This is a genomic window from Bacillus sp. JJ1532 (assembly GCF_036965085.1).
Lineage (GTDB): Bacteria > Bacillota > Bacilli > Bacillales > Cytobacillaceae > Cytobacillus.
On sequence record NZ_JBALOW010000114.1, the window covers coordinates 39059 to 52027 of the forward strand.

Sequence of the window (12969 nt, forward strand, 5' to 3'; positions counted from 1 at the left end):
TTGTAACAAACCGAGGTGAATGAGGCAAATGACTAAAAAAAAGCTCCACCCTTCCGTTGAAAAATTCAAAGAATTCGTGAAAAGAAATCCAAAAATTGTTCAAGAAGTTCGAAAAGGAAATAAAACTTGGCAGGAGTTATATGAAGACTGGTATTTATTGGGTGAAGATGATCCGAAATGGGAAAATGTGCGATCAGAAGAGAAAGTGAAAAGCACAACAGAAGAAAAAAAATCTGATTGGATGTCCCAAATGGTAGGCTCATTGAAGAAAATGGATTCAAACCAGGTACAAGGGTATATTCAAAATCTTAATCAGGCATTAGCAGCAGTTCAAGGTGTTCTATCACAATTTCAGGGAGGCAGCCCACAGAATAAATTGACCAATTCAAATCAACCGCCTCCAAACCCATTTAAGTTTAAAAAAGACTAGGTAAAAGGGGTCCGAGATGAGAAAAGAGGTTATGGAGCATGTCAGTCAAAATAAGGATTTACAAAGGTTTTTGAGAGAGCAGCCTTTATGGTATAGGCGATTATCACGTAATCCTAATGATATCCAAGCACTTGAAATAGCCGCATTACATTATTATCAAAGAACAATCCCGCATCAAGTTGAAAAATTTACAAATAGTGTACAAATGGCCTCTATGATGATGAGTATGTTCCAAGCAATGAAATCACAAACTTAAAGAAAGCTTTCTCGTAAAACTGAGAGAGCTTTTTATTTTTGTACGTTAAGAAAGTATAAATTGTCAGCGCATAAGTTGATTCAACGTAGTTGCCAATTTTAGGAATTAAGTATAAGTGCAACTACGCATCTGTCTTCACCTTTTCAAGGCTCGCCAATCAGCGAGTTTTCTTTATAAAAAGACATGACAGGAAAGAGTAAAAATAGCTAATGAAGCAAACAATAATTCCATATGAAAGGCTTTTTTAATAAAGGGGTGTTACTCGAAGTGAAACGATTTATTTATTTATATATACTATGTTTATTCGTGGGATTAGCTGGTTGCCAAAATGACAAGCCAAAGCCAGAAACAAAGTTAAAGATTCAGCCAGTTAACATATCTAATTTTAATCATGATGTCCCTGTGTTAGCTTTAACTACAAGCAATAAGGATTTATTTTATGTTAACCATCAGGTGAAAGGAAAAAATATCTTTATTGAATGTGTAGTTCCAGGTATTACTTTTAGGGAATCAAACAATGCAAATAAAGGCTCGATTATTTTATATGTAGATGGGAAAAAGAAAGAGAAAATTTCATCAGCAGCTTTTATCGTTAAGGGAGTACCTACAGGTACACACCGAATAAAGTTAGAGGTAGTGAAGGATAATCATAAGAAGCCAATCATGAAAAAGGAGTTTTATGTAACAATCCCATAACTTTTGATTTCCGCTGTTTCGTGGTAAAATATGAAACGGAGGTGAACTGATGCTTGCTACAACTGAAAGAGTAGAAATTCTTGAGTCTGCCGAACAAATTGCTTTTATGATCATTCATTCAGTGGAGGCGGAAAGGTACCGTCAATGTTTATATAGATTAAAGACAAGCAAGGAAACACAAAGAAAAATTCGTGAGTTTGTAAATATGAAAGAGCATTACGAAGAAGTTCAGCGATTTGGAAAGTATCATCCTGAATATAAATCTGTCATGAAATCGATCCGGGAATTAAAAAGAGAGATGGATATGGATGAACATGTTTCTGAGTTTAGGAAGGCTGAAAATGACCTTCAATTTATTCTAGATGACGTAAGTGTAATAATAGGACATGCCGTTTCCGAACAGATAAAAGTCCCAACCGGAAATCCCTTTTTTGACAGCATGTCTAGCTGTGGCGGAGGCTGCGGATCGGGAGGAAGCTGTGGCTGCTCTTAATGTACATACGGCATTGGATTACTCCGATGCCGTTTTTCTTTTTTATTACAGTCATTTAGCAAATATGGCAAAGATTTTGTATTCCTATTCAAGCCCATTGAAAGATCATGTTTTTTTGTGCTAGACTTATGAAAATAGTTGTTTTTGAAGGGGAAGAAATTATGCTGGGTCAGCGGCAAGGGATTATTGTCTGGCTTTATTCTTTAAAACAGGCAAAAATGTTAAGAAGATTCGGAAATGTTCATTATGTTTCTAAAAGATTAAAATATGTAGTGTTATATTGTAATCTTGACGAAACAGAGGAAATAATGGCAAAAATAAGTGCTTTTTCATTTGTAAAAAAGGTTGAACCATCGTATAAACCTTTCTTGAAGTTGGAATTTGAGAATTCAAAGCCAGATAAAGCAAAGGAATACGATTATAAGATGGGCATATAAAAGGTGAGGGCATTAGTCCTTGCCTTTTTCAATTTTTCCATTACATGCTATTAACTGTTTTAACCTAAATAAACAGATCGAAGAAAAAAACTATTTTTTCGTCATATTTATACAAAATTCATGTACTGATGCACTCGGATTTGCTATGGTTATTATTAGGAAAGTTAGTGAAGGGGATTAGTATGTGGAAAACATTTGTTCTAATTTCTATCGTGTTAACAACAGTTATCGGAGGTATGTTGTTTTGGCAATGGAAGGCATATTCAAAGCAAAACGAATTCACAAATGAAACTTTTGAGAGAGCAGTCCAAGAAATAACTGTTAAATCGAACGCAAATGAGCTGTCTATCACACAAAAGATAACAGGACTTACAGCCGGGAATGAATATAAGGTTGAAAAGCCTGAAAGCCTTTTTCGCTGGTCATGTATCAATATTAATAATAAACCTTGCGAATCAAAGGAGGATCAGGCATTAATTTTAATCCCTGAACAGAATCAGCTCGTATTTGAATATATAATCCCGATTACAAAGGATAGTAAGGCCTTTTTACTTGAAGATTGGACCACATCTTTGTCTGAGGTTGCTGTAACAAGATCATCTATTATTATTGTTGATTCTGTTAAAAAAGGCGGTACATGGGCAGCAGGGGCAATGCTGAAGGGATTCAAAGAAATGGATTTAATTGATTATTATTATTTTGAGGGAATCGGAAGCGCTCCTGCTGTTTATTGGCAGTCTGAACCTCTCCTAGCTACAGAAAGCAAAAATGGGCTGGTTACTTATTTTAGCAATCAAGAAATTAACAATACTATTATTAAGGAGATTCAAAGTCTAAAAGATTTTCCTTACATATCTGTCATTTTTACGAATCAAATTAATGAACAGTCTAGCAAAGGTCTTTTAATTTCAAAACCAGATATTAAAGAAGATGCTTTTAAACGGAAAATATTTAACTATTTTTATGAGAAAAAATTAAAAAATCTCCCAAATGAAGAAAATTGGGTCATTGATGTTCTTACTTCCTATTCGGCTAATTTACAAGCGGGCACTGCAAAGGGCAATCAAGTTTTACTTGAAATGAAGAATAAGCTGACAGAAGAGGAAATAGGGGATTTCTTTACTGCTATTAATAGTAGTTCTAAACCTTTAACCTTACAAAATTTAGATAACTTTGTTTCTGAAATCCGAGGTTTAAGTACCCGATTTTTCACATTGAATGAAGGGAAAGTCGACTCTCTTGTTCCTCTTTATTTTTACGATTCTCGAAAAGTTGTTGTAAATGGTACTGCTAATGAAGGATTAGAGGTTATTTTTGAAGAAGGAAATAGTATGTTTCCTTTTATTAATACAATGATAGCATTAGATTATGAAGCAGAAGTTCTTACTGATAAGGAAACTATTCTTCTAAAGAAAGGGTCAAATACATACCGTTTTTTTCTAAACAGAAATATTTTTATATATAACGAAGATGATTATGGTTTATTAGAAAGACCATTAGCGGTCATTAATGGAAATATATATATGAGCGGGCAATGGATTGAAACATTGTTTAAGGTTACGATTGAAGAAGAGGATGATGAAATTATTTTTTCTTATTAAGATAACAGGTTTGGAAAAAATAAAAAACCCTGCAGAAATTCTGCAGGGTCCTTCTATATCCTCATTAAGGATAGAAGGCAAAGGGAGAGGAGAAACCGGAGGAAGAACTTATGGGGAAACGTAAGTCTTCTCCGCGGTTGGCAACAACATCCTCGAATAGATGTTGTTAATTACATTATTTCCACAATAGCTCTGGATATACACTATTAGGGATATTTTTTTCCAGTGGTCCATTAAATGGATCAATCATCATTTTTTTACACCTTGGTGGGATGAATCGAATAACATGTTGGCGACAGATAATAATTATGATAGGATAGGAAGGAAAAAATAGACAGAGTAATGATTAGTGGTGATAATGAATAATGAGAGTAGTTTCAGGAACTAGAAAAGGAAAGGCACTAAAGGCCGTACCTGGAAGTTCAACAAGACCAACAACTGATAAAGTGAAGGAAGCCATGTTTAATATGATTGGACCTTATTTTAATGGGGGAACTGTCCTTGACTTATTCGCCGGGAGCGGGGGGCTTGGCATAGAAGCTTTAAGCCGTGGCATTGAGAAGGCGATTTTTGTAGACAAGGATGGGAAAGCGATTCAGACTATTCACGAAAATGTGAATACATGTGATTTTGAGGACAGAGCAGAAATTTATCGAAATGAAGCGGAAAGAGCTTTGAAGGCAGTTATAAAAAGAGAATTATCTTTTGATATTATCTTTATGGATCCTCCTTATAAAAAACAGCAGCTTTTAAAACTGATGGAAATAATTAATACAGAAAATGTGCTTGTTGAAGGCGGAACCATTGTATGTGAGCATGGCTCTGATATTCAATTACCTGACACTGTTGGAAGACTTGAAAAGCGAAAATATGAAAAATACGGTATGATTGCGATAACAATCTATCATATGCCGATATAAATATACGAGGGGGATAATTATGGGCGGTATTGCTGTTTGCCCTGGTAGTTTTGATCCAATTACTTATGGACATCTGGATATTATTAAAAGAGGAGCAAAAGTATTTGATCAAATTCATGTTGTTGTATTAAATAACTCTTCGAAAAATCCATTATTTACTGTTGATGAAAGGTTAAAGTTAATAAAGGAAGTGACTAAGGAGATACCAAATGTGACGGTTTCTGCCTTTCAGGGCTTGCTTGTGGATTATGCGAATATGGTAAATGCAAGCGCTATTATTCGCGGTCTGCGTGCAGTTTCGGATTTTGAATATGAGATGCAGATCACTTCCATGAACCGTGTACTAAATGATAAAATTGAAACCTTTTTCATCATGACAAACAATCAATATTCTTTTTTAAGCTCTAGTATTGTAAAGGAAGTTGCCAAATATAATGGAAAGGTTTCTGAGCTTGTTCCCCCTGCTGTAGAAGAAGCACTTAAGGATAAATTTAATAAATAAAACAAACGAGCACATTTCGTGCTCGTTAATTTACATTACATTAAAGCTATCTTCCTAATCTTCTTGCAAGTAATATTGTGTAACATAGCAATGCGAAGATCGTGATAAGAGGACCGGCTTCCGAAAGACTTGTAAACCATTTATGCATCCAGGAGCCTTCACCCAAAAAGGCAACTGGCACTGCATTCGAAGGCTGTTCAGTATTGTAAAAACGCTCATATACAGGATTCCAGAGAAGGGCTGCATATAAAGCAGCAAAAAAACCATGAAATATCCGTGCAATGAAGAACGGCTTAAAATCAATATCAGTCTGTGCTAGTATACTTGCGACTTGCGCCTGAACACTAAAGCCGCTGAATGCTAAAATAAAGCTTGTAATGATTGCATGATGCATTAGAGTTGCTTCCTGAACTTGGCTGGTCAACTGACTCCCAAGAGTGATTTCAAAAATACCCGAAATAAATGGAGTGCTTAATTCAACTGGAAGACTAAATGCTGACAGGATAAATTCTAATCCGCCAGCTAAAAAGGCGGTAATTCCAAGATGGTAAAGTAATTTATTAATGACAGAAAAAAGAATAATAAATCCGCCAATCATTAATAATGTTCGAATAGACGACATGACTGCATCGCCAAGTAGCTTGCCAATCGGCCGATTATCATTAATTCTCGTACGATGAAGGACGGATAATGCATATCTAATAGAGGGCTTTCTTTGTTTCTTCTCGTTAGTCGCTTCGTTTTTACGGCCATAAAATCTCATTGAAAGTCCAACTGTAATATTGCCTAAATAATGAGCTAATGCAAGGATTACACCAAGCTTTGCATTATGGAAAAAACCGACAGACACAGCACCGAAAATAAACAATGGATTGGAACAATTAGTGAAGGAAACTAATCGTTCAGCTTCAGTTTTGGATATTTGACCTTCTTGTCTTAGTCGTGCAGTTAATTTTGCACCTGCAGGAAACCCGGATGCCATGCCCATTGCCCAAACAAACCCGCCAACACCAGGAACCTTGAATAATGGGCGCATAAGCGGCTCAAGGAGTACACCAATGAACCTGACTACTCCAAACCCTATAAGCATTTCAGAAACAATAAAAAAAGGTAAAAGGGAAGGAAATACGATTTCCCACCACATGTTCAAGCCCCTTATGGAAGCATCTACAGACTCTTGAGGAAAAGATATAAGTGATATGGCCATCATCGTTACGGATAAGGCAAGAATGATTGTTTTTATTTTAGAACGTAACACTAGGCAGAGCCTCCCTCAAAAGTTGAACTGACTGTTACTTCAAATAAGCCTTGTCCTCTATAAATCAATATACTCATAGAACAGTAAAATAGACCATAAGATTGAACATGAATCATTAATTACCTCACATTTAGGCATACAGCTCATAACACAAAGAAAAATAGCCTCGAAGGAGGAATCTTTTTGGAAAGGCCGAAAATTGGATTGGCACTTGGATCAGGAGGAGCTAGAGGGTTTGCACATTTAGGAGCTATTAAGGTATTGAAGGAAGAAGGAATTCCGATTGATTTTATAGCTGGGAGCAGTATGGGCGCGATGGTTGGATGTTTTTACGGGGCCGGATTGGATATTAACCGCTTATATAAATTAGCTAAAGCTTTTAAACGTAAATATTATCTGGATTTTACTGTTCCGAAAATGGGTTTTATTGCAGGGAAAAAAGTGAAGGAGCTTATACGTATTTTTACTCACGGCAAACATTTAGAGCAATTAGAGCTGCCGGTTAAGGTAGTTGCAACAGATTTAATGACTGGGGAAAAGGTGATCTTTGAAAAAGGTCCCATTGCTGATGCAGTTCGTGCCAGTATATCAATTCCTGGGATATTTGTTCCTGAAAAACTTAACGGTCGTCTCCTTGTAGATGGCGGGGTTGTTGACCGTGTCCCCGTATCTGTTGTAAAGGAAATGGGTGCAGATATTGTCATTGCGATAGATGTATCACATGTCAAAACAAATGCTGAAATTACATCCATTTACGATGTAATTATGCAGAGTTTGGATATTTTGCAGATGGAATTAGTCACTCATCGGGAAATTGTTTCGGATTTTATGATTAAGCCACGGGTTGAAATGTATAGTTCAAGAGCATTTACAAATATTGAAGATATCATTCGAATTGGGGAAGAAGAAACGAGAAAGCAAATTAAACAAATTAAAGAAGTAATCAACCAGTGGAAGGAGCCTGCAAGTGAATGAGAAATAAATACATTATACGTTCCTTCATGACCGCAGCAATCATTCTAATATTAAGTTCTTTTTATTCCTTACCGTACTATGTGTCTAAGCCAGGCTTAGCAAAAGAACTTGGACCAATCATTCAAGTCGAAAACGGATACGAGGAAGCAGGAAGCTTCATGCTGACGACTGTGAGGATGGGGAAAGCAAATATATATTCATATGCCATTGCAAAGCTAAACCCATATCATGAACTATATCAAATTGATGAAATCAGGAGGGAAAACGAAACGGATGAAGAATATAATGTTCGGCAGCTTCATTTAATGTCTTCTTCTAAACAGTCAGCCATTGAAACGGCATACAAGAAAGCGAAAATTCCCATTCATTATAAGTATCATGGCATTTTTGTCTTGAATGTGAAGCCTGGTATGCCTGCTGATGGAAAACTGAAAGCAGGTGACCGCATCTTTAAAGTTGATGGGAAGGAATTTGAATCCTCAGATCAATTTATTACTTATATTTCCGGAAAAAATGAAGGTGACGAAGTAGAGTTTACATTTGAACGCCAAAATAAAATAAGTGAGATCAAGATTGCGTTACAAAAACTTCAAGAGACTGGAAAAGCTGGTGTTGGGATTGCCTTAGTGGATGATAAGGAAATTGAGGTAAAGCCAAATGTAACGATAAACAGCGAGGATATTGGCGGACCTTCCGCAGGCTTTATGTTCTCGTTGGAAATATATAATCAGTTAGTGGAAGAAGATTATACGAGAGGATATAAAATTGCCGGAACTGGAACGATTAACTCAAAAGGAGTGATAGGGAGAATTGGGGGAATTGAGCTAAAAATTGTTGCTGCTGATAAAGCTGGTGCAGAAATTTTCTTTGCTCCAAAAGAAGGTGGAGCACAAGATTCTAATTATAATGCGGCAGTAAAGACGGCGAAGGATATTGGTTCAAAAATGAAAGTTGTTCCCGTTGATACATTTGATGAAGCCATTGATTATTTATATAAACTAAAATCAAAATAGCGGCATAAACCGCTATTTTTGATGTTGAATTTTTGTTATTCCAGGAAAAGCGGCGGCTGTTTAAATTCCATTTCCAACAGGCGCTGCTGGGCATTTCCTAAGGCACCCATTGAATAAATCCGGGAAGCTTTAATATCAAGTGCTAGTTGATTATTGTGCACTGAGGAAATTTTTGAAATTAAAGGCAGCTGCAGCCGTGATTTTTTCTTGTTTAAATACTGTCTCCCTTTAGAAGTCATTCCTAATAGACGCAAATATTCTGCTTTTTCAGCTTGATTATTCATTTCATTCTTTCTTGTATTTGTTAAAATATGTAAACATGCCCTTTGAAGCCTTGTCCACGTATACCTCTTCGTTTTTATTTTTTTCATAAACTCATTAAAACTATTCGATACGAGTACAGCGTCAGCAAGACGATTTTCTAGACCTTCTTCCACTTCATAAATAAAGCTTAATTCCTTCAAAGTGGAATGCAGAATTCTATATTTTAAATACGGCCAATAGGTCTCCCATTGATGAAAAAGCCCGAATTCCTGTCTATAATCAAGTAGTGCTTGATAGGATGTTTTAGGCATGTATTGTTTAAGGTCAGCCATATTACCTTCCTCTGAGAATAAGGCTTTTCTAATGCTTGTTGCACTAGCAATCGTTTCAGAAGAAAAATGAGGATCATGATAATCTGCACTCTTCCTAGACACTGTCAAAGGCTGAATAGAAGCACCTTGTTTTTGAACAGCCTTTATATATTGAAAACCCAATATATTATTAGGTTTTGACATATCAAGCAACTCTTTATGTGGGGATAGATCATGGAAAGATAAAGAAGTTGCCTTCGGATAACTATTTCCTCGTTCTAAATAATATTTCACTTGTCTTTGATAATGTTCATTATTTGTTTCAAGGAAGGTGATAGTCCGGTAAAAGCTTTCGATATCTCCTGATTCACTTCCAAAGCAAAGGGAATGACATCCTGAAGCTTCGAGAATGGAAACTGCGCCGCTTGCAAATGAATTAGCCTGCTGTGTAGCAAAGGAATATGGCAGTTCAAAAACAATATCAGCTCCGGCCTTTAATGCCATCTCTGTGCGCTTCCATTTTGATACTAGGGAGGGTTCGCCTCTTTGAAGAAAATTACCGCTCATCACCGCAATAACAACTTCAGCATCTGCAAGTTTTTTTGCTTCCTGCAGATGAAAAGCATGTCCATTATGAAAAGGATTATATTCTACAATTACGCCAACAGCATTCATTTTCATTTTGTCTCCTTACATTAGTTTAAAAGAGAGTGGGGAGGTGAAGGATAATAAAAAAGCAGAAAGGACAAAGGGTTTAAATAATCTGATAATGAACACATTATACTGTAAAGATTTTTTATTGACAAATAATTATTTGAAAGCTATAATTACCTTTGTTGCCTTGGGGTGATTTATATGAAATGGACATTAAGTCAGTTACAAAAATATCGAAGCAAGGAATTGCTCATTGATGAATTAGTTGAAGTTGACGAGATTAAAAACATTGATCCGACAATTAGAGATGCATCACCGATGAGGGTCACTGGCCGAGCGGATATTGATTCTGCAAAGGTATCCTTCCATTTAAAAATGGAAGGGAAAATAATTCTTCCTTGTTCTCGTACGTTAGTTGACGTAAGCTATCCAATTAATGTAGAAACAACTGAAACTTTTCTCTTAAAAGGTTTAGATTATGAAACCGATGAGGAAGTTCACCAAGTAATAGGTGATGTGATTGACCTAATGCCGGTCATTCATGAGATCCTGTTACTCGAGGTTCCAATGCAAGTATTCTGCGAAGATAGCAGTGAAGAAGGAGCTCCTCAGTCTGGAAAGGATTGGGAGGTCATTCAGGAGCAAGATAAAAAGGATAAAATAGATCCTCGTCTTGCTGGACTTGCTCATTTTTTTGATCATAGTGATCCTTCTTCCGATTCATAATTGGAGGAAAACTACACTCTCTAAATCTCTTTAAGGAGGTGGGACTAATGGCTGTACCTTTTAGAAGAACTTCTAAAACTGCGAAAAGAAAACGTCGTACCCATTTTAAATTACAGGTACCTGGTATGGTAGAATGCCCAAACTGTGGTGAAATGAAACTTGCTCACCGCGTATGTAAGGCTTGCGGAACATACAAAGGAAAAGAAGTTGTTAACAACTAATTTCCAATCAGATAAAAGCACAAGAACATAATGTTCTTGTGCTTTTATCGTTTTGAGCTACTATTAGAAGGAGAAAGAACAATATAAATGCTGATGGGGGATCTCATGGACTCATACATATTGGAAAAGCATGCAGATGGATTATTAGTGTTTACGATTAACAGACCAGATAAAAGAAATGCAATCAGTTATGAAATTATGGACGGTTTAGAAGAAGCCCTGTCTCTAGCTAATGAAGATGATATTAAGGTTCTGGCAATAACAGGTCAAGGGGGAAAGGCGTTTTGTTCTGGTGGGGATTTATCCGATTTCCATCGTTTAAGAACAGAGGAGGAAGCCTATGTGATGCTTAGTAGAATGTCCGATTTACTAGTCAAGCTTTTGCTGTTGCCAAAGCCTACAATTGCCCTGCTGAACGGAACTGCCGTTGGAGGAGGCTGTGAGCTAGCTTCAGCCTGTGATTTTCGTATTGCAAGTAAGCATGTTAAGGCTGGATTTATCCAAGGTTCTTTGGCTATTACTACTGGCTGGGGAGGCGGAACCTTTCTATCTGAAAGACTTTTGCCTGCGAATGCGATGAAAATGCTAATGGAAGCTCACACTTATGAAGCAGAACAATTAAAAGAACTAGGGTTTGTTCAATCTATTGTCGAGGGGGATATTCTAGAAAGCGCCCGAAAATACTTAAAAAATATACTTTGTTTAGAGTCAGATGTGTTAAAAGCCTATAAAACAATGTTTATTAATAAATGGAATGAGTCCGGGCTTCAAGAGAGAGTGAAGGAAGAGGTAAGGAGATGTGCGAAATTATGGGAGAGTGACGCACATCATCAGCAAGTAGCCAAGTTTTTGGAGAAAAAATAAGGTTTTTCTACATTCTTTATAGATAATCATTTAGGATATCAGTCTATCTTTTCTAGCATAAGCATATGTATAAATAAAAAACACTAGGAGGGATATTCTGATGTCTTCAACTCGACAAGATGCTTGGACTCACGATGAAGATTTACTTCTTGCTGAATTGGTGCTTCGCCATATTAGAGAAGGTGGTACACAGCTTCAGGCTTTTGAAAAAGTAGGGAAAAAACTATCAAGGACAGCAGCAGCTTGCGGATTTCGCTGGAATTCATTTGTAAGAAAACAATATAAATCTGGTATTGAGCTAGCCAAAAAACAGCGGAAGGAAAGAAAACACAACCCTCAAGCTGAAGAGGCAGAAAAGTTACAAGAAAATGACCACGTAGCGGATAATCTTGAAGTTCTTGCAGAAAATTCACATGGAAATGAAAAACCGTTGGAATTTGAAGATTTGATCAGCTACTTAAAAAACCTTTATCACAAAGCTGAAGAGTCCAGTTCACAAAGTGAAGATATTAAAACAAATGAAGCAAGAATTCAACAGCTTGAAAAGCAGCTGTATTATCTTGCATCAGAAAACGAACGTTTAATCAAAGAATTAAACTCAATTGAAAAGGAATACAAGTCATTAATTGAAATTATGGAAAGAGCAAGAAAAATGGTTGCAATCAAAAATGAAGATAGTCAGCAAAAAATTTAATCTGAAAAAATAAAAGCGGACAATTTTTGTCCGCTTCGTACATATGTCCGTTTTGCATATTCTATTTCACTGTCAAGGTCATTGGAGCTTTAAGCATCCCTAATTAATGAGTCTGCTCTTTAACCCCTTCTGGAAACCATACTAGAGGGTTTTCTCCACGATCTCTTTCCATGTCATAATGAACAGAAGAAAAGCCCATCTTTTGCCAAAACTCAGCTGACTTTACTCTTGGATTTGTCTTAATTGGCAGACCTAAACTTTTCGAATATTCAACAAGTGCAGTTCCATAGCCTTTATTTTGATAGTCAGGGATTACTTCTAATTTCCATAATTCTAAGTAATCTTGAGCAGGTTCGAAATATCTGTCAAAGTTTTTTTCAACTTGATAAAGGCTCATTCTTGCAACTAACTTATCCCCAAAATAAATTCCGTAAAACGGTGACTTACTATCGTTCTCAATTATATTTGCTTCCAGATCTTCAAGCATAGAAAGCTCTTGTAAGCCATATTCTTTAAATTTTTTAAACTCTTCAAGTGTTTTATAATTAATAACCAATTTTTCAACCGTGTATTCCATGAATATTCCTCCCTTTTAATCCTATAGTTATAAGTAGGATTTTTTTATCTAAATAATGTAGGCGCTTTCTTCTATTA

General features: G+C 36.2%; 17 protein-coding genes. 14 read left to right on the plus strand and 3 right to left on the minus strand.

What is annotated here, in order from left to right:
• Nucleotides 1–28 precede the first annotated feature (28 nt).
• The 8 genes from V7122_RS24170 to coaD all read left to right on the plus strand — a co-directional run bounded on the left by V7122_RS24170 (nucleotide 29) and on the right by coaD (nucleotide 5335).
• A complete protein-coding gene (locus V7122_RS24170; RefSeq protein ID WP_335346941.1) occupies nucleotides 29–430 on the plus strand; it encodes a YlbD family protein in 402 nt (133 codons plus the stop codon).
• A gap of 16 nt (nucleotides 431–446) precedes the next feature.
• Nucleotides 447–686, plus strand: coding sequence for a YlbE-like family protein (locus tag V7122_RS24175; RefSeq protein WP_335346942.1), 240 nt, complete (start codon nucleotides 447–449; stop codon nucleotides 684–686).
• Between the two features lie 267 nt (nucleotides 687–953).
• A complete protein-coding gene (locus V7122_RS24180) occupies nucleotides 954–1382 on the plus strand; it encodes a hypothetical protein (protein WP_335346943.1) in 429 nt (142 codons plus the stop codon).
• 49 nt (nucleotides 1383–1431) lie between these two features.
• On the plus strand, nucleotides 1432–1875 hold the full coding sequence (locus V7122_RS24185) for a YlbF family regulator (protein ID WP_335354524.1): 444 nt from the start codon (nucleotides 1432–1434) through the stop codon (nucleotides 1873–1875).
• Between the two features lie 161 nt (nucleotides 1876–2036).
• Complete coding sequence (locus V7122_RS24190; protein ID WP_335348471.1) at nucleotides 2037–2312, plus strand: YlbG family protein; 276 nt, start codon at nucleotides 2037–2039, stop codon at nucleotides 2310–2312.
• Nucleotides 2313–2494: 182 nt separating this feature from the next.
• On the plus strand, nucleotides 2495–3913 hold the full coding sequence (locus V7122_RS24195) for a stalk domain-containing protein (protein WP_335484456.1): 1419 nt from the start codon (nucleotides 2495–2497) through the stop codon (nucleotides 3911–3913).
• 365 nt (nucleotides 3914–4278) lie between these two features.
• Nucleotides 4279–4833: a 16S rRNA (guanine(966)-N(2))-methyltransferase RsmD gene (rsmD, locus tag V7122_RS24200; RefSeq protein WP_335346306.1), complete on the plus strand. Its 555-nt coding sequence runs from the start codon at nucleotides 4279–4281 to the stop codon at nucleotides 4831–4833.
• A 19-nt stretch (nucleotides 4834–4852) separates the two neighbouring features.
• Nucleotides 4853–5335 (plus strand): pantetheine-phosphate adenylyltransferase, encoded by a 483-nt coding sequence (gene coaD, locus V7122_RS24205; RefSeq protein ID WP_335346307.1) that lies wholly within the window; start codon nucleotides 4853–4855, stop codon nucleotides 5333–5335.
• Nucleotides 5336–5381: 46 nt separating this feature from the next.
• Here coaD and ylbJ read toward each other — a convergent pair whose 3' ends face one another.
• Nucleotides 5382–6593 (minus strand): sporulation integral membrane protein YlbJ, encoded by a 1212-nt coding sequence (ylbJ, locus tag V7122_RS24210; RefSeq protein WP_335346308.1) that lies wholly within the window; start codon nucleotides 6591–6593, stop codon nucleotides 5382–5384.
• Nucleotides 6594–6776: 183 nt separating this feature from the next.
• Between ylbJ and V7122_RS24215 the strand changes: the two genes are divergently transcribed.
• Nucleotides 6777–7568: a patatin-like phospholipase family protein gene (locus V7122_RS24215; protein WP_335346309.1), complete on the plus strand. Its 792-nt coding sequence runs from the start codon at nucleotides 6777–6779 to the stop codon at nucleotides 7566–7568.
• Complete coding sequence (locus V7122_RS24220) at nucleotides 7565–8581, plus strand: SepM family pheromone-processing serine protease (protein WP_335346310.1); 1017 nt, start codon at nucleotides 7565–7567, stop codon at nucleotides 8579–8581. The genes V7122_RS24215 and V7122_RS24220 overlap by 4 nt, the downstream gene beginning before the upstream one ends.
• A 35-nt stretch (nucleotides 8582–8616) precedes the next feature.
• On the opposite strand, the gene V7122_RS24225 is transcribed toward V7122_RS24220, so the two are convergent.
• A complete protein-coding gene (locus tag V7122_RS24225; protein ID WP_335529697.1) occupies nucleotides 8617–9831 on the minus strand; it encodes a nucleotidyltransferase in 1215 nt (404 codons plus the stop codon).
• 180 nt (nucleotides 9832–10011) lie between these two features.
• On the opposite strand from V7122_RS24225, the gene V7122_RS24230 reads away from it, so the two are divergent.
• The 4 genes from V7122_RS24230 to V7122_RS24245 all read left to right on the plus strand — a co-directional run bounded on the left by V7122_RS24230 (nucleotide 10012) and on the right by V7122_RS24245 (nucleotide 12315).
• Nucleotides 10012–10536 carry a YceD family protein gene (locus V7122_RS24230; protein ID WP_335347709.1) on the plus strand — a complete coding sequence of 175 codons (525 nt, stop codon included), beginning with the start codon at nucleotides 10012–10014 and terminating at the stop codon, nucleotides 10534–10536.
• A gap of 47 nt (nucleotides 10537–10583) precedes the next feature.
• Entirely contained in the window at nucleotides 10584–10757 is a 174-nt protein-coding gene (gene rpmF / locus V7122_RS24235; RefSeq protein WP_003348855.1) for a 50S ribosomal protein L32, read from the plus strand.
• A gap of 105 nt (nucleotides 10758–10862) precedes the next feature.
• A complete protein-coding gene (locus V7122_RS24240; protein WP_335484453.1) occupies nucleotides 10863–11621 on the plus strand; it encodes an enoyl-CoA hydratase/isomerase family protein in 759 nt (252 codons plus the stop codon).
• 100 nt (nucleotides 11622–11721) lie between these two features.
• Entirely contained in the window at nucleotides 11722–12315 is a 594-nt protein-coding gene (locus V7122_RS24245; protein WP_335347707.1) for an RsfA family transcriptional regulator, read from the plus strand.
• A gap of 103 nt (nucleotides 12316–12418) precedes the next feature.
• Here V7122_RS24245 and V7122_RS24250 read toward each other — a convergent pair whose 3' ends face one another.
• Entirely contained in the window at nucleotides 12419–12892 is a 474-nt protein-coding gene (locus tag V7122_RS24250; RefSeq protein ID WP_335354304.1) for an N-acetyltransferase, read from the minus strand.
• Nucleotides 12893–12969 lie beyond the last annotated feature (77 nt).